The sequence below is a fragment of the Thermus composti genome, from assembly GCF_014647535.1.
GTDB classification, from domain to species: domain Bacteria; phylum Deinococcota; class Deinococci; order Deinococcales; family Thermaceae; genus Thermus; species Thermus composti.
Genome location: NZ_BMPJ01000014.1, coordinates 1 through 20,098, shown reverse-complemented (window position 1 = coordinate 20,098; position 20,098 = coordinate 1). Strand labels below are relative to the sequence as shown.

At 67.8% G+C, this 20,098-nt stretch carries 17 protein-coding genes and 3 tRNA genes; 4 read left to right on the top strand and 16 right to left on the bottom strand.

The window, feature by feature from the left end; translation table 11 throughout:
- Nucleotides 1-23: 23 nt before the first annotated feature.
- Together uvrB and IEX93_RS06845 are read right to left on the bottom strand one after the other, a co-directional pair.
- On the bottom strand, nucleotides 24-2,024 hold the full coding sequence (gene uvrB / locus IEX93_RS06850; RefSeq protein WP_188847479.1) for an excinuclease ABC subunit UvrB: 2,001 nt from the start codon (nucleotides 2,022-2,024) through the stop codon (nucleotides 24-26).
- Nucleotides 2,025-2,087: 63 nt separating this feature from the next.
- Entirely contained in the window at nucleotides 2,088-4,997 is a 2,910-nt protein-coding gene (locus tag IEX93_RS06845) for an S-layer homology domain-containing protein (protein ID WP_188847478.1), read from the bottom strand.
- A gap of 453 nt (nucleotides 4,998-5,450) precedes the next feature.
- On the opposite strand from IEX93_RS06845, the gene glmS reads away from it, so the two are divergent.
- On the top strand, nucleotides 5,451-7,265 hold the full coding sequence (gene glmS, locus IEX93_RS06840) for a glutamine--fructose-6-phosphate transaminase (isomerizing) (protein ID WP_188847477.1): 1,815 nt from the start codon (nucleotides 5,451-5,453) through the stop codon (nucleotides 7,263-7,265).
- On the opposite strand, the gene IEX93_RS06835 is transcribed toward glmS, so the two are convergent.
- The 6 genes from IEX93_RS06835 to IEX93_RS06810 form a co-directional block, all read right to left on the bottom strand.
- A complete protein-coding gene (locus IEX93_RS06835) occupies nucleotides 7,252-8,829 on the bottom strand; it encodes an HD domain-containing phosphohydrolase (protein WP_188847476.1) in 1,578 nt (525 codons plus the stop codon). The genes glmS and IEX93_RS06835 overlap by 14 nt on opposite strands.
- Before the next feature lie 6 nt (nucleotides 8,830-8,835).
- Nucleotides 8,836-10,035: a DUF4127 family protein gene (locus tag IEX93_RS06830; protein WP_188847475.1), complete on the bottom strand. Its 1,200-nt coding sequence runs from the start codon at nucleotides 10,033-10,035 to the stop codon at nucleotides 8,836-8,838.
- A 90-nt stretch (nucleotides 10,036-10,125) separates the two neighbouring features.
- Nucleotides 10,126-11,109 (bottom strand): thioredoxin-disulfide reductase, encoded by a 984-nt coding sequence (trxB, locus tag IEX93_RS06825; RefSeq protein WP_188847474.1) that lies wholly within the window; start codon nucleotides 11,107-11,109, stop codon nucleotides 10,126-10,128.
- 114 nt (nucleotides 11,110-11,223) lie between these two features.
- Nucleotides 11,224-11,299, bottom strand: a tRNA-Glu gene (locus IEX93_RS06820).
- A gap of 20 nt (nucleotides 11,300-11,319) precedes the next feature.
- Nucleotides 11,320-11,394: transfer RNA gene (locus IEX93_RS06815), tRNA-Glu, on the bottom strand.
- Nucleotides 11,395-11,399: 5 nt separating this feature from the next.
- Nucleotides 11,400-11,473 (bottom strand) — tRNA-Gln (locus IEX93_RS06810).
- A gap of 69 nt (nucleotides 11,474-11,542) precedes the next feature.
- Between IEX93_RS06810 and IEX93_RS06805 the strand changes: the two genes are divergently transcribed.
- On the top strand, nucleotides 11,543-12,142 hold the full coding sequence (locus IEX93_RS06805; RefSeq protein WP_188847473.1) for a roadblock/LC7 domain-containing protein: 600 nt from the start codon (nucleotides 11,543-11,545) through the stop codon (nucleotides 12,140-12,142).
- Nucleotides 12,139-13,782, top strand: coding sequence for a hypothetical protein (locus IEX93_RS06800; RefSeq protein ID WP_188847472.1), 1,644 nt, complete (start codon nucleotides 12,139-12,141; stop codon nucleotides 13,780-13,782). The genes IEX93_RS06805 and IEX93_RS06800 overlap by 4 nt, the downstream gene beginning before the upstream one ends.
- 31 nt (nucleotides 13,783-13,813) lie before the next feature.
- On the opposite strand, the gene fmt is transcribed toward IEX93_RS06800, so the two are convergent.
- The 7 genes from fmt to zapE are packed head-to-tail and all read right to left on the bottom strand — an operon-like array spanning nucleotide 13,814 to nucleotide 19,210.
- Nucleotides 13,814-14,728 carry a methionyl-tRNA formyltransferase gene (gene fmt / locus IEX93_RS06795; RefSeq protein WP_188847471.1) on the bottom strand — a complete coding sequence of 305 codons (915 nt, stop codon included), beginning with the start codon at nucleotides 14,726-14,728 and terminating at the stop codon, nucleotides 13,814-13,816.
- Entirely contained in the window at nucleotides 14,725-15,300 is a 576-nt protein-coding gene (gene def / locus IEX93_RS06790; protein WP_188847470.1) for a peptide deformylase, read from the bottom strand. The genes fmt and def overlap by 4 nt, the downstream gene beginning before the upstream one ends.
- A gap of 5 nt (nucleotides 15,301-15,305) precedes the next feature.
- A complete protein-coding gene (locus tag IEX93_RS06785; protein WP_188847469.1) occupies nucleotides 15,306-16,124 on the bottom strand; it encodes a CdaR family protein in 819 nt (272 codons plus the stop codon).
- Nucleotides 16,117-16,830 (bottom strand): diadenylate cyclase CdaA, encoded by a 714-nt coding sequence (gene cdaA, locus IEX93_RS06780; RefSeq protein ID WP_188847468.1) that lies wholly within the window; start codon nucleotides 16,828-16,830, stop codon nucleotides 16,117-16,119. The genes IEX93_RS06785 and cdaA overlap by 8 nt, the downstream gene beginning before the upstream one ends.
- A 2-nt stretch (nucleotides 16,831-16,832) precedes the next feature.
- Entirely contained in the window at nucleotides 16,833-17,975 is a 1,143-nt protein-coding gene (locus tag IEX93_RS06775; protein WP_188847467.1) for a phosphopentomutase, read from the bottom strand.
- A complete protein-coding gene (locus tag IEX93_RS06770) occupies nucleotides 17,975-18,229 on the bottom strand; it encodes a hypothetical protein (RefSeq protein ID WP_188847466.1) in 255 nt (84 codons plus the stop codon). Before IEX93_RS06770 ends, IEX93_RS06775 begins: the two co-directional genes overlap by 1 nt.
- A gap of 9 nt (nucleotides 18,230-18,238) precedes the next feature.
- Complete coding sequence (gene zapE / locus IEX93_RS06765) at nucleotides 18,239-19,210, bottom strand: AFG1/ZapE family ATPase (RefSeq protein ID WP_188847465.1); 972 nt, start codon at nucleotides 19,208-19,210, stop codon at nucleotides 18,239-18,241.
- Nucleotides 19,211-19,248: 38 nt separating this feature from the next.
- Here zapE and IEX93_RS06760 point away from each other — a divergent pair, with 38 nt between their 5' ends.
- On the top strand, nucleotides 19,249-19,500 hold the full coding sequence (locus IEX93_RS06760) for a glutaredoxin family protein (protein WP_188847464.1): 252 nt from the start codon (nucleotides 19,249-19,251) through the stop codon (nucleotides 19,498-19,500).
- On the opposite strand, the gene IEX93_RS06755 is transcribed toward IEX93_RS06760, so the two are convergent.
- Nucleotides 19,482-19,988, bottom strand: coding sequence for a DinB family protein (locus tag IEX93_RS06755; RefSeq protein WP_188847463.1), 507 nt, complete (start codon nucleotides 19,986-19,988; stop codon nucleotides 19,482-19,484). The genes IEX93_RS06760 and IEX93_RS06755 overlap by 19 nt on opposite strands.
- Nucleotides 19,989-20,098 lie beyond the last annotated feature (110 nt).

Below are 20,098 nucleotides of genomic sequence, written 5' to 3'. Positions count from 1 at the left end.
CGGCTTTCGCTGCGGTGGGGTCTTCACCGCTTTTTCCGCTTCCGCCGCCCCCCGGGGATGGGCTCGGGGGTGTTCACGCCCTGGAGGCGGGCCTCCAGGGCCCTTAGCTCGTCCCGAAGCCTCGCCGCCCGCTCAAAGTCCAAGGCTTCCGCCGCCTGCCACATGAGAAGTTCCAGCTCGGCGATCCTCTCCTTCAGGTCCTCCCGGGAAAGCTCGGCCTCGAGGGGGGCCTCCCCGTACCCCTCGGGGCGGATCACCGCCCGCACTCCCTTCTTTACCGTCTCCGGGGTGATGCCGTGTTCCCGGTTATAGGCCTCCTGGAGGGCCCGCCGCCTCCTGGTCTCGGCGATGGCCCGCTCCATGGCCTCGGAGACCCGGTCGGCGTAGAGCCAGACCTCGCCCCGGGCGTTCCTCGCCGCCCGGCCGATGGTCTGGATGAGGCTCCGTTCGCTCCGCAAGAAGCCCTCCTTGTCGGCGTCCAAAATGACCACCAGGGAGACCTCGGGGATGTCCAGGCCCTCCCTCAAGAGGTTGATCCCCACCAAGCAGTCGTAGTGGCCAAGCCTTAGGTCCCGGATCAGGGCCTGGCGCTCAAAGGCGTCCAGCTCGTGGTGGAGGTAGCGGGCCCGGATCCCGTGCTCCACCAAAAAACTTGTGAGCTCCTCCGCCATGCGCACGGTGAGGACGGTGACCAGGGTGCGCTCGCCCCTTTGGGCCCTTTCCCTTATCCCTTCCATGAGGTCCAGGACCTGGTTCTCCGTGGGCTTCACCACCACCAGGGGGTCCAGAAGCCCCGTGGGGCGGATGATCTGCTCCACGATGCGGCCCGAGTGTTCTAGCTCAAAGGGCCCCGGGGTGGCGGAGACGAAGACCACCTGGGAGACCCGCTCCAAGAACTCCTCAAAGCGAAGGGGCCGGTTGTCCAGGGCCGAGGGCAGGCGGAAGCCGTAGTCCACCAGGGTCTTCTTGCGGGCGTAGTCCCCCCGGTACATCCCCTGAAGCTGGGGCACGGTGACGTGGGACTCGTCTATGAAGACCAGGAAGTCCTCGGGGAAGTAGTCCAAGAGGGTGTAGGGGGGTTCCCCGGGGGCCTTCCCCGTGAAGTAGCGGGCGTAGTTTTCCACCCCCGGGCAGGTGCCCATCACCCTTAGCATCTCCAGGTCGTAGAGGGTGCGCTCCTTAAGGCGCTGGGCGTAGAGGATTTCGCCCCGTTCCTCAAAGTAGCGGACCCTTTCCCAGAGTTCCTTCTCTATCTCCTTGAGGATTTCCTCAAGGCCTTCCGGGCTTAGGTAGTGGGTGGCGGGGAAGAGGACGAAGCCGGGAAGCTCCCTTAGCCTTTCCCCGGTAATGGGGTGGACCTGGAGGATGCGCTCCACCTCGTCGCCGAAAAGCTCCACCCTAAGGGGCTCGGTCTCGTAGGCGGGGAAGATCTCCAGGACCTCCCCCCTCGCCCGGAAGCGGCCCGGGGCGAGGTCTATCTCGTTTCGCTCGTAGCCGAGCTCCAAAAGCCTCTCCAAAAGGGCCTCCCGGGGGTAGCGGCTTCCCCTTTCCACCACCAGGTTCCTGGCCCGGTACTCCCTCGGGTCCCCGAGGCCGTAGATGGCGGAGACCGAGGCCACCACGATCACGTCCCGCCGGGTGAGGAGGCTTCGGGTGGTGGAGTGGCGTAGGCGCTCAATCTCGGGGTTGATGGAGGCGTCCTTCTCAATGTAGAGGTCCTTCCCCGGCACGTAGGCCTCGGGCTGGTAGTAATCGTAGTAGCTGATGAAGTACTCCACGGCGTTTTCCGGGAAAAGCTCCCTAAACTCCGCCGCAAGCTGGGCCGCCAGGATCTTGTTGGGGGCGAGGACCAAGGCGGGCCTTCCCAGGGCCTCTATGACCTTGGCCATGGTCACCGTCTTCCCCGTGCCCGTGGCCCCGAGGAGGGTGACGAAGCGCTCCCCGTCCCCCAGGGCCTCCACGAGCTCCCGGATGGCCTTGGGCTGGTCCCCCTTGGGGCTTGGCCCCCGGTAGCAGAAGGTCATCCCTTTAGTCTAGCTCAAAGGAAAACCCCCCGCCTTTGGGCGGGGGGAAGGCCCTAAGGAGCCTTAGAACTTCAGGTCGTAGCTCACCTTGAAGGCCCGGCCGTAGGACAGGACGTTGTTTGCGCCGTCCAGGAGCACGGCATCCAGGTAGGCCACGGTGAAGTCGTAGTACTTGGCCTCTACGTAGATGCCGTCCACGCCGCCGGAGCGGACGTTGCCCGTAGCGGTGAGGTTCCAGGGGAACTGGACCTCGCCGGGGTAGGTGAAGAGGCGGTCGGTGGTAGCGCTCAAGGAGAAGTCGCCGAAGCCGCGGTTGACGGAGGTGAAGGGGGCACCGTCGGGGTTGGCCACGTTCTCGCCCCGGTAGCGGGCGTAGCCCACCTTGACGCTGGCGCCGGGGGCCAGGAACTCGTTCAGGGCGAGGCCCACCCGCCAGTAGGTCTCCTTGGGATCGTTGTTGCCGGTGTAGGGGGAACCACCAGGAGCACGGGTGATGTCCGTGGAGCGGGCGGCGTAGACCCCTTCCAGGCTGGGCTTCAGGGGGATGGCCAAGGGATCGGTGGCCACCTTCACCCCGTACTTGAGGGTGGTGTAGTCGTAGGTGGTCCTACCAGAAGCAATGCTTTGCGGATCGCCGTAAACGTCGGGCCCACCAGGGTTAGTGTCCTTGAAGCTGTGGTAGCGGACGTAGGGGCTCAGGCTCAGGGGGCCGAGCTTGAGGTCGTAGGTGGCGTAGGCCACGAGGTCCTGGAGGTTGTAGGCCCCGCTGGAGTCGGCGAAGACCTGGTAGCCCACGGTGAGGCCGAGGCCGGGGATGAGGGCGTTTTGGGCCTTGGCGTCGTGGGTGAGCTTGACCCCCAGGCTGGAGGAGTAGCGGCTGTCCTGGATGTTGTAGATGTAGTAGCTGTAGTTGTAGTTGGCGATGCCGTAGCTAGCAGAGCCCCGGGTATCCCCTTCTGCGCTATTGCTGAAGAAGAGCTGGTTCCAGTAAGGGTTCAGGGCAAAGCCGCGGAAGAGTTTGAGGGTGGCCCCCACGCCGTAGGCCTGCTGCTGGTAGCCGCCATTGGCATTCAGCTTGACGCCGTTGTAGTCATGGGCGTTCTCGTAGTAGCCCCGGACCTCGAGGCCCTCCAAAAGCCCCAGGTTCACCTTGGCGTCCACGCCAAAGCCCCGGTTGTCGGGGGCGTAAGGCGCGGTGCCGTTGCCGCCCACGCCGAAGTAGTAGTAGGCGTAGTTGGCGGAAAGGCCCGCCACGCCGTCTTCGTAGTCCGGGTCAATGGCCCGGTAGTTGGCGGAGAGGGTGAGAGGGCCAAGAACAGCCTCGCCCTTGACGTAGTAGGCCCAGTCGGAGAGGGTGCTGTCAAAGAGATCGGAGACGGGCTGGCCCCAGGGCTTGGTGGTGTCAAAGACACCCGTGAGCTTCACCGGGCCCACAGAGGCGGAGAGGTCGGCGCCCACGCCGTAGCGGATCCCCTCGGCCCGGACGTAGTTCAGGCCCAGGGTGATGCCCTCCAGGGGCTTGAGGGCGGTGCGGATGCCGAAGTAGTCGGCTGTAGCAGCCCCAAAGGGCTGGGAGCCTGCGGGGTTACCGTTGTCCGTAGCCTGTCCCGCCACCACGGTCACCTCGGGAGCGAGGGGGAACTTGGTGGCGGAGAGGGTGGCCACCACGCCCCGGCGGGAGACCGCCTCGTCGTCGTCCTTGTTGTTGGCGAAGAGGTAGTCGTTGAAGAAGAACTTGCTGTTGGACTCGCTGTAGACCACGCTGAAGGGCTGGCCGTCCACGTTGCCCTTAAGGGTGGCGCTCTCCAGGTTGAGGCTGATGGAGGGGAAAGTGTCGGCGTAGAGGGTGACGCTGGCCTCGGAGACGTTCACGCCCTGCTGGCCGGGCTCGGCCACCTTCACGCCGAAGGTGAGGTTGGCGGAGCCTCCGGTGAAGGTCTGGCCGAAGTCACCCCGCCGCTGGGCCACGCGCTTGCGGTAGGGATTCCCACCATAGTCCTGCTGGTCGGCCCCGGAGGAGACGGCGTTGCCCGGGAAGAGGCGGTCAATGTCAAAGTCCTGGCCCGTAGCGGTCGCGGTGCCGTAGGTGGCGGAGAGGCTACCGGAGATGGAGTAGCGCACCTTGTTGAGCTCGGCCACCTGGCCCTCCAGCTTGGTGACCTTCTCGGAGAGGCCCACCAGGTCGGAGCGGAGGGCGGCGGCGAACTCCTGGACGGCGGCCACGTCCTCCTTGGTGGCAAACTGCGCCAGGTCGGGAAGCTCCTGGCCGCCCGAGACCAGCTTCTCCAGGTTGGTCACCCGGTCCTGAAGGGCCAGGACGTCCTGGTTCAGGAGGGCAGCGAGCTCGTTGAGGGCCTGGATGGCCTCGGCGTTGGCCTCCACCTGGGTCTGGAGGCCAGCCACGTCCTGGGAGAGGGCCTGGAGCTGCTCGGCAAGCTGCTGGGCCTGGGCCAAGGCGGTGTCGGCGGCCACGGAGGCGGCCTCCACCCGGTCGGCGAGGTCCTTAAGGGCGGCCTGGTCCATGCCGGGCTCGCCCACGGGCTTCTTCAGCTCTTCAATGGCCGCCTCGAGGCGGGCAATGTCCTCCTTGGTGGCGGCGCTGTCCTCCAGGGCGGAGACCCGCACGCCCAGGGCGGCGAGCTCAGCGGCCAGCTCCTGGACGGCGTTCTTCAGGGCCTCGAGGTCCTCGGCGGACAGGGCCTCCATGGTGGGAGAGGTGCCCTTGGCCTTCAGCTCCTCCTGAATCTGCTGCAAAAGCCGGTAGATGAAGAGGGCCGCCTGGTAGCGGGTGAGGTTCTCGTTGCCCCGGTAGGTGCCGTCCGGGAAGCCTACGATGATGCCCTTGGCCGCCAGGCTCTCCACGGCCTCCTTGGCCCAGTGCCCGGCGGGCACGTCGGAGAACTGGGCCAGACCGAACCCCATGGAGAGGACGGTCAAGAGCCCTGCCAGTAGCGCCACAAGCCTTTTCTTCATACGCCTTCACACCCCCTTCTAGGGTTTTGGGGGCCATGGGCGGGCGAGTTGCCGCGTTTCCTCTCCGCTTAGACCCCCTGGATGCCCGGCAAGGCGCCAAAAGCCCAGTTGCCCGGACATCCGGGGCTATCATAGAAGCCTCACACAGGGCTTGTCAAGGGCCTGGGCCTTTAGATTTGCTATACTCCCCCCGGGGGAGGTGGGACGGCGGAAAAAACATCGGTCGGGATGGCGGGAAGCGCAGGGGGCCTTTGGCCTCACGAGGTGGCGGACCCCGCAAAGGGGATAACCGGCTTGGGCCGGGAAAGATCGAGGGATCCGCGGATGCCGCCCGGGGTGTGCCCGCCCCGCCCGCCTGCGAAAAGCCCCAAGGGAAAGCCGCCCCCGCAAGGGGGGGACAACCAAGGGGCAGGGCGTCTTTAAGGGACAAAACAAGCTCGGAAAGGGAACCGCATGTGCGGCATCGTGGGGTATATCGGCTTTAGAAACGCCACGGACGTGCTCTTAGACGGTCTAAGGCGGCTGGAGTACCGGGGGTACGACTCCGCCGGGGTGGCGGTGAGGACCCCGGAGGGGCTAAGGGTGGTGAAGCGCTCGGGGAAGCTTTCCGTCCTGGAGCAGGCCCTAAGGACGGAGCCCTTGGCGGGGCACCTGGGGGTGGGGCACACCCGCTGGGCCACCCACGGGGCCCCCACGGACCCCAACGCCCACCCCCACGCCACCGAGGACGGAAAGCTGGTGGTGATCCACAACGGGATCTTTGAAAACTACCTGGAGCTCAAGGAAGCCCTCCTGGCCCGGGGCCACCGCTTCGCCTCGGAGACGGATAGCGAGGTCTTAGCCCATCTCCTGGAAGAAAAGTACCAGGGGGACCTCTTCCAGGCCCTCAGGGAGGCTCTAAGGGAGGTGCGGGGGGCCTACGCCGTGGTGGTGGCCCACCAGGACCACGAGGAGATCGTGGCCGCCCGCACGGTGAGCCCCCTGGTGGTGGGCCTTGGGGAAGGGGAGAACTTCTTGGCCTCGGACGTGCCCGCCCTCCTCCCCTACACCCGCCGGGTCATCTTCCTGCACGACGGGGACGTGGTGCGCCTCACCCGGGAGGGGGTGGAGATCACCGACCTGGAGGGAAGGCCCATCCACAGGGAAGCGGTGGCGGTGGACTGGACCCCGGAAGCCGCCGAGAAGGGGGGCTTTCCCCACTACATGCTGAAGGAGATCTACGAGCAGCCCTGGGTTTTGGAGAACACCCTGGGGGGAAGGCTTCAGGAAGAGGCGGGGGAGGTGGCCTTGGGCCTCGCCCTAGACCCCCTGGCGGTGGAACGGGTCCACTTCCTGGCCTGCGGGACGGCGGCCTACGCCGGGTGGTACGGGAAGTACCTCCTGGAGATCCTGGCCCGCCTGCCCGCCGAGTGGGAGGTGGCCAGCGAGTACCGCTACCGCGACCCCGTGGTGGACGGGAAGACCCTGGCCGTGGTCATCAGCCAGTCGGGGGAGACCATTGACACCCTCGAGGCCCTGCGGGAGGCCAAGCGCAGGGGGGCCCGCTCCTTGGGGGTGATCAACGCCAAGGGGAGCACCCTCACCCGGGAGGTGGAGGACGTGCTTTACATCCACGCCGGCCCGGAGATCGGGGTGGCCTCCACCAAGGCCTACACCGCCATGCTCGCCGCCATGGCCCTCCTCGCCCTCTGGTTCGGCCGGGCCCGGGGCACCCTGGCCAAGGAGGAGGCCCAAAGGCTCATCCGGGAGATGCGGAAACTCCCCCGCCTGGTGGAGGAGACCCTGGAGCGAAGGCCCCTCGTGGCCCACATCGCCGAGAAGTACCACCAGGCCCGGGACTTCCTCTTCCTGGGGCGGCACGTCCAGGCCCCCACCGCCTACGAGGGGGCCTTAAAGCTCAAGGAGATCAGCTACATCCACGCCGAGGCCTACCCCGCCGGGGAGATGAAGCACGGGCCCATCGCCCTCATTGACGAGCACCTCCCCGTGGTGGTCCTGGCCACCCGGGGGCCCCTTTACGAGAAGACCCTTTCCAACATCCAGGAGGTGCGGGCCCGGGGCGGGAAGGTGATCGCCATCGCCACGGAAGGGGACGAGGAAATCTCTAAGCTCGCCCAGGACGTGATCTACGTGCCCGAGGTCCACCCCCTCCTCGCCCCCATCGTGAGCGTGGTGCCCCTGCAGCTCCTCGCCTACGAGATCGCCGTGCTCTTGGGGAGGGACGTGGACCAGCCCAGGAACCTGGCCAAGAGCGTCACCGTGGAGTGAGGATCTCCAGAAACTTGGCCACCACCTCCGGGTCCAGGGTCCTGCCCGCCTGGGCCCGGAGTTCCTTTAGGGCCTCCTCTTTTGTCCAGGCCCGCTTGTAGGGGCGCTCGGAGACCAGGGCATCGTAGACGTCCACCACGGCGAAGATGCGGGCCTCCAAGGGGATGGCCTCCCGCCTCAGGCCAAAGGGGTACCCCGAGCCGTCCCAGCGCTCGTGGTGGTAGAGGACCACGTTCAAGGCGGTGGTGGAGAAGAAGGGAAGGGTCTTGAGGATCTCGTACCCCACCTGGGGATGGGTCCTCACCAGCTCCCACTCCGCCGAGGAAAGGGTGGTGGGCTTCTTCAGCACCTCGTCGGGCAGGGCCAGCTTGCCCAGGTCGTGGAAGTAAGCCCCTAGGCGAAGCCCTTCCCTATCCTCAAAGCCCAAAGCCTCCGCCAAGCGGAGGGCGAGCTCGGCCACGCGCTCGGTGTGGCCCTGGGTCTCCAGGTCCCGGTACTCCAGAACCCGGGAAAGGGCCTTGAGGGAGGCCTCCTTGACGTTTTTCAAGTAGTTAAAGTGGAAGAGGCGCTCCAAGGCGTCCTCCAACCGCTTGGCCACCAACCGAAGGAGCGCCTCGTCCTCCTTGCGGTAAGGGATGGCCTGGCCGAAGGAACCCAGGGCCAGGATCCCGTACCGCCTCCCCTCGGGCCTCAGGGGGACCAGGAGGGCCGATCGGAGCCTCGCGGCCACGTAAGGTTCCAAGGCCCCGGGAAAGCGGGCGTAGTCCTCCACGTACACCGGCCCCTCCCAGAGCCTGGGATGGCCTAAAAGCCCCTGGCCGAAGCGGATGGGATGGGTGGTGTAGAGCTCGGGAAACCCTTCGGGGACACTTCCTGCGTAAACGGCGGGGCGCACCACCCCGCTCTCCCAAAGGTAAAGCGCCCCCCCGTGGTAAGGGGTGAGCCGGAGGAGGGTCTCCAGGGCCTCCCGGGCCATGGCCAAGGGGTCCCGGCTCGCCTCTAAGGAAAGGCTTAGGTCCAAGAGGGCCCGGTACCTTTTGGCCTCCTCCCGCGCCTGCTCCAGGGCGTGGATCCGGCCCAGGACCACCCCGGCCGCCTCGGCCAGGGCCTCGGCCCAGAACCGGTCCTCGGGCACCACCTCCCCCTCCCCGCCCACGGTGTCCATGGAGAACACCCCCACCACCCGGCCCAGAGGGTCCCGCAGGGGCACCCCCAGGTAGGCCCCCTTTTCCTCCCGGCCCAGGAGGAACACCACCCGGGGGTCCTGCCACACATCGGGGAGGTAGACCACCTCCCCTCCCTCCAGCACCTCCCAGGAGATGCCCTGGCCCCGGGGCAGGCGAAGCCCCACCTTCTCGGCGCTAAGCCCGCTGGCGGCCACCAGCTCCAAGGCATCCTCCTCCGGGCAGTAGAGGAAAAGGAGGGCCGAAACCGCCCGGGTGGAGGCCATGAGGGTCTCCACCACCACCTGGGCCACGGCCTTGGGGTCCTCCAAGGGGGCAAGAAGGCGCCAAGCCTGGACCAAGACCTCGAGGCGGCGAAGCTCCAAAGCGGCACGGGCCATGATGGCCTACTTTAGCAAAGGAAGCCCCCGGTCCGGCCCCAAGGAAAGCTCCCCCCAGGCCTCAAAGGCGCGGCGCCAAGGGAAGAAAAGGGCCTTTAGGTCCACCCGTCGGCCGTCCAGCTCCAGGTAAGGCCAAAGGCCAGCCACGGCCAAGGCCTCCTCGGGCAGGGGCTCGGGGAAACGGGCCCGCACGAAAGGCCTCCCCACCTCCCCCCACCAGTAGGCGAAGTAGGCCTCGGCGAGGCGCCCCAAGCGCCCTTCCCGGTCCTTTAGGAAAAGCCCTCCCTGGGCCAAGGCGCTTCCCAGGTTGTTGGCCGGGGTGCCCCAGGCGGCGTAGGCGGCAAGCCGCCCGTAAAGCCCCAGGGCCTGGAGGTAGTCCATAAGGCGGCCATCCCCCCGGTTCACCCGGGAAAGGTCCGCCAGGGCCACGGGGTGGCGGGCCATGAGGGCCATGAGCCGCAGCACCGCCCGCCTCGCCTCCCCGCCCCCGTGGAGGTAGAGGACGAGGTCGGGGCCCTCCTCGAGGGCCACCTCACGGGCCCCTCCGCTTTGGAGAAGCCGGGCCACGGTCTCCCCCAAGGGAACCCCCTCGTAAGGGGTGACCCGCCCCGGGGAAAGCCCTTCCCCGTAGACCACGGCCACCCGCAGGCCCGGGCGCAGGGCCCGAAGGAGGAGGACCTGCCCCGCTTCGTCCGCCCCCGGACGGCTCGGGTAGGGCAGGGAGGCCGCCTCTTTAGGGGCGGGGGACCCCCGGATGGCATCGTCCCAAACCACCTCTAGATAAACCCCCTTAAGCCCCGCCCAAGGGGCGAGGCGCTTGAGCACCCGGAGGTTCCGCTCCCTCTCCGTGGCGTCCCAGCGGGGCACCACCCCGAAGAGGAAAACCTCTCCCCCAAACCGCGCCTTCCAGGAAAGGAGGGGCCCAAGCCGGGCCAGGGCGTCCTCCGCCGGCAGGGGGAGGTGGCGGCTCTGGAGGAGCCCGCCGTAGGCCAAGGCGTCCAGGCTGGCCACAAGCCCCTCCCCCGGGGTGGCAAGGAGCCAGCGGCGAAGCGCCCCAAGGTCCGCCCCCTCCGGGCCCCTGTAGGCCTCCTGGGGCGGGCAGAGGACCAGGCCCCAGGCGCAGGGGGCGAGGTTCGGGGGGCGGTCGTCTAGGGGGAGGTAAAGAAGAGCGAAAAGGAGACGAAAGGCGGCGAGAAGCCGCCTCAACCTAAGTACCCCACCGCGGCGAAGGCCCCAAAAGGGACTTCCCAAGCCCCTTTTCGGACACCCCGTGTGGCGAAACCACCGGGCGGCCACTTAGCCTCTCTGGGGCTCCTTCTGGGCCCTTTCCGCCAGGTACCGCTCCACGGCCATGGCCGCCCGGGTTCCCGCCCCCACGCTGGTGGTGAGCTGGCGGTAGACGGGATCGGCCACGTCCCCGGCGGCGAAGATCCCGGGCACCGAGGTGTAGACCTCGTCCCGCACGGCCACGTAGCCGTCGGGCCTGAGCTCCACCACTCCCTTCAGGAAGGCGGTGTTGGGCTCGTGGCCGATGAAGACGAAGACCCCGTCCGTGGGGTAGACGTACTCCTCTCCTGTTTTAAGGTTCTTAAGCCGCACCCCCGTTACCTGGTCCTCCCCCAGGATCTCCGTGACCACATGGGAGAAGAGAAAGTGCATCTTGGGGTTCTGGAAGGCCCGCTTCTGGGCCACCTTGTTGGCCCTAAGCTCATCCCGGCGGTGGACCAGGGTCACCTTTCGGGCGAACTTGGTGAGAAAAAGCCCTTCCTCTACCGCGGCATCCCCCCCGCCCACCACCACCACCTCCTTGTCTCGGTAGAAAAAACCGTCGCAGGTGGCGCAGGTGGAAACGCCCCGGCCATAAAACTTCTCCTCTCCCGGCACCCCGAGCTTCCTCGGGTTGGCCCCCGTGGCCAGGATCACCGCCCTGGTCCGGTAGTTCCGCTCAAAGCCCCTGACCAGGAAGCCCTCCTCCAGGCGTTCCAAACCCTGGACCTCGTCCATCACGATCCGGACGCCGAACTTCTCCGCCTGCTGGACCATGCGGGCGGCAAGCTCCGCCCCCGAGATCCCCTCGGGAAAGCCCGGGTAGTTCTCCACCTCCTCGGTCTGGGCGATCTGCCCCCCGGGGAGGCCCTTCTCCACGATCACCGTCTTGAGCTGGGCCCTACCCGTGTAGATCCCGGCGGTGAGGCCCGCAGGCCCCCCGCCCACGATGACCACATCGTACGCCTCCTCAGGCGTGCCGCTTCCCGCAAGGCCCGTGAGGTTGAACTCCATGGCCTAGCCTCCTCCCTTTCAGGCTACACCCCCATATACCTAGTGGGGGTATGCCTTCCCCAGTCTGGGACACCGGGGCCCGGGGTGTCAAGGAAAAGCAATCCGAGCCGCCTCTGGTGACCCCAGGGGGATTCGAACCCCCGTCTCGGCCTTGAGAGGGCCGTGTCCTAGGCCTCTAGACGATGGGGCCGCGTGCGGCTCGGATTGCCTTGGTGACCCCAGGGGGACTCGAACCCCCGCCGCCGGCTTGAAAGGCCGGTGACCTAACCGCTAGTCGATGGGGCCAAGTTTGGCTGGGGTGCGTGGATTCGAACCACGACCGGCGGATCCAGAGTCCGCTGTCCTACCCTTAGACGACACCCCAGCGGCGGGTGCCCGATCCCTCGGGCAGACGATATGGTACACTTTGGGAGGCGGATTGGCAAGCCCCACTATGGAAGCCGATCTCGTAGCTCTCCTAAGCCAATATCTCTCCCGCCAGGCGGTGGAAAACCTCCTTCAAAGGGCCAAGGGCCGCCTCGAGCCCAAAACCCCCCAGGAGTGGGCCAGGCTGGTGGAAGAGGTCCTCTGGCCCGAGCTCCAGACCATCCTTCCCTTCCGGGAGATGCCCCCGCCCCTCAAGGCCTGGGTCCGGGCCCTCAAGGCCACCCCCTCCGCCTCCCCGCCCGAGGAAGCGGGAAGCGAGGAGGAAGAACCCTTCCTGGAGGAGGCCGTGGACCTGGAAGACCCCCAGACCCGGCAACACCTCCTCCAACGCCTGGCCCGCCTGGAGGGGGTCTTGGGGGTGGTGGTGGCGGGAAGGAGCGGGAAGGAGGAGCGCTTCGCCGGCGAGGCCCTCCCCCTGGATCCCTTCCACCTCCTTCTCCGCCGCCAGGGCTACGAGGCCTTTTACGTGCGGGTAGGCCACGGCCTTCTGGCCTTGAGGCCCGTGGGGCCGGGGTACGTGGGCCTTTGGGCCCGGAAGGAGGCCAACATAGGCCGTCTCCTCCACGCCCTGAGGCGGCTTGTTCCCCTTGAGGAGGTCCCGGAATGAAGCGGAGCCTAGCCCTCTTGCTCTTGGGCCTGCTGGCCCTTGCCGCCCCCCTAACCGAGGTTTACGACCGGCTGGAAGCGGTTTTCCAGCGGATCTCCCTCGCCAACCCCACCCAGGCCCTCGCCGCCTTGGACCAGGCCCAAAGCCTCCTCCGGCAGGCCGAGGACCTCCCCCCCGTGCTGCGGGACGCCGCCTTGGCCAACCTCCAGGAGGCGCGGCAAGGGGTGGTGCGCCGAAGCCCGGCGGACCTCGAGGCCCGCCTCCTCCTGGTCCGGCACCTCCTGGCCAAGGCCTTCCTGGACCGGGCCCTAAGCCTTCCCCCCGGGGAAAGGTCTTCCTACCTGGAGCGCCTGGGCCGGGCCACGGGGCTTAAGGAGGTGGAAAGCCTAGAGGGGCTTGCGGCCGAGGCCTTGAGGAGGCGCCTCGAGGTCCTCCTCCTCCAGAGGATGGCGGAGGACCTCTCCCGGGCCCTCCTGGCCTCCTCCCGCCCCGAGGCCTACCTGGCCTTAGCCCGGGCCTACGCCCGCTTTCTGGTGATCCAGGACAGCCCCCAAAGCACCCTAAGGGCCCAGGCCTTCGTTCAGGCCCTGGCCAAGATCTCGGGGGGGGAGCCCTTCCGGCCGGAGGTCCAGGGGCTCCAGGCCCAGGTGGCCCGTTGGCGGCAAAACCTCCTTACCCCCACCCCAAGGGCCCAGCCAGGCGCCCAGGCCAGCCCCTCCCCTGCACCCCCCTCTTCCCCACCCCCCTCGCCCACCCAGCTCCGGATCTCCGAGACCGCCCTTCCCGAAGGGATCCGCGAGGAGATCGGCCTCTTACGGCTGGACCCCGCCACGGCCGCCCGGGTTGGGGAGGCCCTGCAGAGGCTGGCCCTTCCCAGCCTGGTCAACTGGCTGGACTCCCTGGACGAGGTGCGCGGCATCCTCGCCCAGGCCCAGCTCTACACGGAAACCGGGCAGTACCCGCGGGCCCGAACCCTGCTGGCCTACGCCTACAGCCGCTTTCGCCTCAAAATCTACCCCGTGGTGGGCGCCTACGCCCCCGAGCTGGCCGAGCGGGCAGACCGCCTTTTCCTCCTCATGCAAAACGCCGTGGGCCTGCGCACCGTGGACTTTACGGTGCTCCTGGGCGAGATCCAGGAAATGGAGGAGCGCCTCCTAGGGGGCAGCCTGGGCTTCTGGCACACCCTGCAGGTCCAAATCCAGCTCTTCTTCCTGGGCATCCCCCGGGCGGTCTTCTTCCTCCTGGCGGCGGCCCTAGCCTTCTTCCCCCTCTACCTCCTGCGCCTCACCTTCGGGGGCCGGAACGTGTACTGGAACCTCTTGGGCTTGGCCTTTCTCTTCCTGGTCCTGCCCATCATGGTAGAGGGGCTTTCTTATATGGGCTCCATCCTGGCCGAGTACGGAGGCCTCCCCTTCCTGGGTGTCCTGGCCAACCTCTCCGTCGCTCAGGCTCTCCTTCCTTACCTGGCCTGGGGGCTTTCCGCCTTCCTGGTGGTGGCCTTCGCCGGGGCGGGCCTAAGGGGGATCGCCGCCCAGTTCGGCCTCCTCAGGGAGCGGGGGGCGGAGGTCACCTCCACGGCGCAAACCCCTCCCACCGCCCTCACCAGCGAGACCATCGTGGAGTGGGACGAGGAGTTCTAAGCACCCCACCCTGGCTTTCGCCGCGGTGGAGCTAGGCGAGCCGGGTCCCCGGGCCCACCCCGTACCCCCGGGCCCAGTCGGCGGCGGGCATGGGCCTTTTGCCCTCGGGCTGCACCTTAAGGAGCCGGATAAGGCCCTTCCCCGTGCCCACCAAGACCCCCTCCCGGTCCACCCCCTGCACCACCCCGGGCTCCCCCTCTCCGGGCTCTGGGCGCAGGGCCAGGACCTTGACCCGCCTATCCCCGTGAAAGAAGTAGCTTCCCGGCCAAGGCTGCACGCCCCGGTGGCGGTTGTAGATGGCCTCGGCGCTCTCGGCGAAGCGGATCCGGCCCTCCTCCTTGGTGAGGAGGGGGGCGTAGGAGGCCTCCCCCTCCTGGGGGGTGGGGGTGAGGCGGGGGAGGTCTTCCAGGACCCGGAGGAGGAGTTCTATCCCCTTGTCGCGAAGCCTCTCGGAAAGGGCCACGGCGTCCTCCTCCGGGCCGATCTCCGTGCGCCACACAGCGTAAAGGGGCCCCGTGTCCAAGCCCTCCTCGGTCTTCATGATGGAAACCCCCGTCTCCTTCTCCCCTCGGATCAGGGCCCACTGCACGGGGGCGGGGCCCCGGTACTTGGGCAGGAGGGAGGGGTGGAGGTTGAGGAAGCCATGGGGGGGCACCTCCAGCACCTCCTTGGGCAGGATCTTGCCGTAGGCGGCGGTGACCGCCACCTCGGGGGCGGCCTCCCGGAAAGCCCTTAGAAAGCCCCCGTTCCCTTTAAGCCGCTCGGGCTTGAGGAGGGGAAGCCCATGGGCCTCGGCGTATTGGGCCACGGGGCTTGGGGCGGGCTTTAATCCTCTGCCCTGGGGCTTATCGGGCTGGGTCACCACCAGCACCACCTGGTGGTGGCGGTTTAGGGCGTCCAGGACCGGCACCGCCCAAAGGGGCGTGCCGAAGAAGGCCACCCTCATCGCCCGGCGAGCTCCTTGAGGAGGGCCTTGGCCTCCTTCTGGAAGCGGGCGAGCTCCGCCCGGTGCTCCTCCAAAAAGGCCTCCCGCTTGGGCTTAGGCAGGCGCTCAAAGAAGAGGATCCCGTCCAGGTGGTCTATCTCGTGCTGGAAGACCCGGGCCATGTAGCCCTCCAGCTCCAGGGTGCGCCGGACCCCCTCCTCGTCCTGGTACTCCACCCGGATCCGCTCCGCCCGGGGCACCTCCTCGGAGTAGAGGCCGGGGAGGGAGAGGCACCCCTCGGTGCCCTCTACCAGGCCCTCCCGGTGGGTGATCACGGGATTGGCCACCACATAGACCCGGCGCACCAGGTCCCGGAGGGGTCTTTCCTCCTCGTCGGGCTCGTCGGCGTACTCCACGGCCACGAAGAGGCGCTCCGAAAGGCCGATCTGGGGCGCCGCCAAGCCCACCCCCCGGGCCTCAAACATGGTCTCCAGCATGTCCTGGGCCAGCTCCTTGATCCGGGAGAAGTCCCGCACAGGCCTGGCCCGCTTGCGAAGCACCGGGTCCCCGTAAAGGCGGATGGGGTAGATCATCCTAGTCATTCTAGCGCAAGGCGAAGCCTGGCCCAAACCCGCCCCACCGCCTCCACCCCGGGGGGTAGGCCGAGGTCCAGGGCCACCTCCACCTCCCCGGGGGTAAGGCGCCCCTGGGGCCGGGCCTCCACCTCCTGTAGCCCCTCCAGGAGATCCCTAGGCCCCACCACCCTCAGGGTCTTGGGGGTGTAGTCCAGGAGGCGGAACCCTTCGGGAAGGGCAAGCTTTAGGGCCACCTCCTTGGCAAAAAGAAGGGGCCTTCGCGCCACCACCCGAACCCGTTCGGGGCTTAGGACCACCTGGGGCAGGGGGCCTTGGGAGCTGAAGGCGGTGAGGAGGACCTCCTCCGCCCCTAGGTCCAGGCCCAGGGCGCTCACCGCCACCTCCACCTGGCTCCTGGGCCCCCGGGCGGTGACCGCCTTGGGCTCGGTCTCCACCAGGAAGCCCGGGGCGTGGACCTCCACGGGAAGGGTGCGGGCGAGGAGGGCCTCCACCCGGCCCTCCACCCGGGCGGGGCGCACCTCCACCACCTCCACCCCCTGGGGCACCACCACCCGCACCTCCCGGTTAAACCCCCCGTCCACCTCGGAGAGGTCCAGGTAGGCGGAGACGGGCAGGTTCTCCCCTTCCACCAGGGGGGCGGGCCCCCGGAGGCGGAGAAGCACCTCCCGGGGCACGCCCTCCGCCACCGCCTGCTCCTCGAGGCCCACCACCTGCAGGGGAACGGAAAGGGCCCGCTCCACCACCGGGGCCTGCTCCCGAAGGGACTGCCAGAGGGCAAAGGCTATCAGCAAGGCCAGGAGGAAGCCGAGCCAGTCACGCACCGAGCACCTCCTTGAGGCGCCGCCTTAGGGCCTCGAGGCTCTGGGGCGGGGAAAGCCTCCCCCCTTCCGCCACCCGGATGGCCCCCGTCTCCTCGCTCACCACGATCACCAAGGCGTCCGAGACCTCGGAGAGGCCCAAAGCCGCCCGGTGCCGGGTGCCGAGGCCAAGCCGCACCTCGGAGAGGGGGAAGACGCAACCCGCCGCCAGCACCCTGTCTCCCCGGAGGATCACCCCGCCGTCGTGGAGGGGGGTGCCGGCGTAGAAGAGGGTCTCCAGGAGGCGGGCGGAGAGCCTGGCCTCCAGAAGCTCCCCCGTGGCGGCGTACTCCCCCAAGGGGGTGCGCCTCTCTAGGGCGATGAGGGCCCCGTAGCGCTTTTCCGAGAGGCGCCTTAGGGCGAAGAGGAGCTCCTCGAGGCTTAGCGCCGGGGGGCGGAGCTGCTGGCCGCGGCCAAGCCGCTCCAGAAGCCCCCGAAGCTCCGGCTGGAAGACCACGATGAGGGCGAAGGCCCCCAGGGTGGCGGCGTTGCCTAAAAGCCAGGCCAGGGTGGAAAGGCCCAGCCGGTCGGCAAGAAACCAAACCACCAGGTAGATCAGAACCCCCCGGACCAGGTTCAGGGCCCGGGTCCCGGCGATGAGCCGCCAGAGGTAGTAGAAGAGGACGGCGACCAGAAGGATGTCCAAAAGGTCGCGCCAGGTGATGGGCATGGTTAAAGGAGGCTCGTCCCAGGCCCCTCCCAAGCAAGGCCAAAAAGCTTCGCCCAGGTGGCCCCGAGGTCCGAGAAGGTCTCCCGGGTGCCCAGGTCCCCCTCCACCCCCGGCCCCACCCAGAGGAGCATCCCGTACTCCCGGGTGTGGTCGGTGCCGAAGAAGGTGGGGTCGTTGCCGTGGTCGGAAACCAAAAAGAGGTGGTCTTCCGGCCCCAAGGCCTCAAGAAGCCTAGGCAGAAAGGCGTCCACCTCCAAAAGGGCCCGGCCGTACCCTTGGGGGTCGCGGCGGTGGCCGTACTTGCTGTCAAAGTCCACCAGGTTGGCGAAGACGAAGCCCCGGAAGTCCTCCTTAAGGAGGTCCAAGGTCTTCTTTAGGCCATCCCCGTTGTCCTTGGTCTTGAGGGTGCGGGTGAAGCCCCGGCCCGCGTAGATGTCGGGGATCTTGCCCACGCCCACCACCTCGAGGCCCCCTTCCTTCAGGAGGTCCAGCACGTTTCTAGGGGGCTCCAGGGCGAAGTCCTTGCGGAGGTGCTCCAGCCGGTAAAACCCCCCGGGCTCCCCAGCGAAGGGCCGGGCGATGACCCGGGCCACCTGGTGCTCCCCTCTAAGCATCTCCCGGGCCACCTGGCACCACCGGTAAAGCTCCTCCACCGGCACCACGTCCACGTGAGCCGCCACCTGGAAGACCGAGTCCGCCGAGGTGTAGACGATGGGGTAGCCCGTCTTCAGGTGGGCCTCCCCGTAGTCCCGGATGGCCTCGGTGCCGGAATAGGGCTTGTTGAGAAGCCACCCCTTGACCCCGATGGCCTCCGCCCAGGCCCTAAGAAGCTCCTCGGGGAACCCCTCGGGGTAGGTGCGAAAGGGCGTGTCCAGGTGGATCCCCACGAACTCCCAGTGCCCGGTGGTGGTGTCCTTCCCCGGGTTCACCTCCCTCATCCGCCCGAAGGCTCCCCTGGGCTTCGGGCGGGGTAGGGTGTGAACCCCCGCCACCCACCCAAGCCCCAAGGCCGCCAGGTGGGGAAGGGCGATCCCCGTCTTGAGGACGGTGTGGTCCAGGGTGTCCGCCCCCTCGTCGCCAAAGCGGGGCGCATCCGGCAAATAGCCCAGGCCCACCGAGTCCAGGACGATGGCCACCACCTTCATCAGGAGCGAAGCCCTCCCTCTTCCTCGTCCTCCTCCGCCAGGGCGGCGAGCTCCTCCGGGGTCATCTCGGAAAGCGCCCGCACCGCCTGGAACTCCTCCACCAGGCCCTGGATCTCCTCCATGGCCTCCTTTAGGGAAAGCTCCCCGTCCCGGTACTCGTCCAGAACCTCCTCAATGGCCTCCAGGATCCCCACCGCCGCGCTGGCCTGGGAGAGGGCCTGGGCCAGCTCCGAAAGCCTTTCCGCTAGGTCCATGCTCCCATCCTACCCCAAGAGCTCGGCCAGGCGGGAAAGGGCGCGGCCGTACTTCTTGGCGAAGGCCCCGTGGCGGTAGGTCTCGGGGAAAAGGCTTTCCAAAGGGGCCCCGGAGGCCACCAGGGAAAGGCCCAGGTTATAGAGCTGGTCCACGAAGTGGACGAAGCGGAGGGCGTCGTTCTGGTCGGGGATGGGCTCTAGCCCCTTCAGGTAGACCACCTGGAGGCCCCCGAAGAGGTAGCGGTAGCGGATGGGGTGGAGGGCGCGGAGGTGGGCCAAAAGCTCCGGGAAGGCGTCCAGGCTCTTGGGCCTGGGGTCTTCCCGGAAACGGGCGGAAAGCTCGGCGTCGGAAAGGGGCCTGGGCAGGCGCCCGGGGTCCCGGTGGCGGAAGTCCTCCCCCTCAATCCGCTCCACGGCGAAGCGCTTGGCGAGGCTTTGGATCTGGTGCTTGAACTGCTCGGCGTTGAACCGCCCCTCCCCCAGGGCCCCCGGGGGGGTGTTGGAGGTGGTGGCCACCCTGAGGCCCCGCTCCATGGTGAGGGCCAGGAAGTGAGCGGCCATCTGGGCGTTCCCGGGGTCGTCCAGCTCAAACTCGTCTATGAAGAGGTAGCGGAGGGCCGAGAAGCGCCTGGCCCCCTCCCGGAGGCCCAGAAGCCCCAGGGTGTAGGTGAGCTCCTCAAAGGTGAGGAAGGCTTTAGGAGGGGGGGCCTCGAGGTAGGCGGCCACCAGGAGGTGGGTCTTCCCCACCCCAAACCCCCCGTCCAGGTAGATCCCCTGGGGCCCGGGCATCCTTTTGCGGAAAAGCCCCTGGGGGCGGTCGTGGACCCAGCGTCTTAGCCTCTCCTTGGCCAGGGCCTGGGAGGGGTAGCGGGGGTCGGGGCGGTAGGTCCCAAAGGTGGCCCCCCGGAAGCGGGGCGGGGGGGCGAAGCCTTGAAGCAGGGTCTCCAGGTCCACCTCGGGGTGGCGTTCTGTGAGGCGCATACCCCGGATTGTACGGGCTTTTGCTACCCTATAGGGGTATGGTGCGGGTCTACGGCATCCCCGGTTGCGGCCCCTGCGAGATCGTGAAGATGTTCCTGGCGCAAAAGGGGATCCCCTTTACCTTCGTGAACGCCCGGGAGGACGAGGAGGCCCTCAGGAAAATCACCGCCCTGGCGGGAAGCCCCACCGCCGGGGTGGTTCTGGAGTGGGAAGGGGGCACGGAGGTGATCCGGGGGGTTTCCCCGGCGCGCCTCCACGCCTGGCTCGCCCGCTACCGGGAAGCCTCCTGAAGGGCCTTTAGGTGGTGGGCCTCGTGGTAGGCGGCGGCCCTAAGCCAACCCAAGGGGTTTAGCTCCCCGAAGAAGGGGTGGGGGAAGGTGGCGGGGTTTTGCGGGTCCGCCTTCGCCGCCTCTTCCAGGAGGAAGGCCCGCGCCCTTTCCAAAAGGGCCAGGACCTCCTCTAAGGAAAGCCCCCCTTTGGGCCGCACCCCTTCCGGGGCCTGGGGCTTGCCGTCCTTGAACTCCCCGGGCTTTACGGGAACGGGGGGCAGGTTCTCCCCCGCCGCCATCCGCCTCAAGCGCCTCAGGACCCGGGCGGTGGAGTCCTCCACCAAGGCGATGTGCTCCGCCACCATCAAGGGGGTCCAGGCCCCCTCCCTTATGGGGGTGGAAAGCCAATGGGAGTCCCCCCCCTTAAGGAGGGCGAGGAGGGCCTTGCGGCTTTCCTCCAAGGCCTTCAGGGCCTCTTCCCAAGCGCCGTAATCCTCTAACCGGACCACGTCTCAGTATAACGAGGCCCTTCCTGGCACAGGAAAGGGCTGTAGTCGGTCAGCACATCTGAGACTCTGCGGGGACCGTCTCCCCCCGTATTCTAGCCAGGTACTCCAAA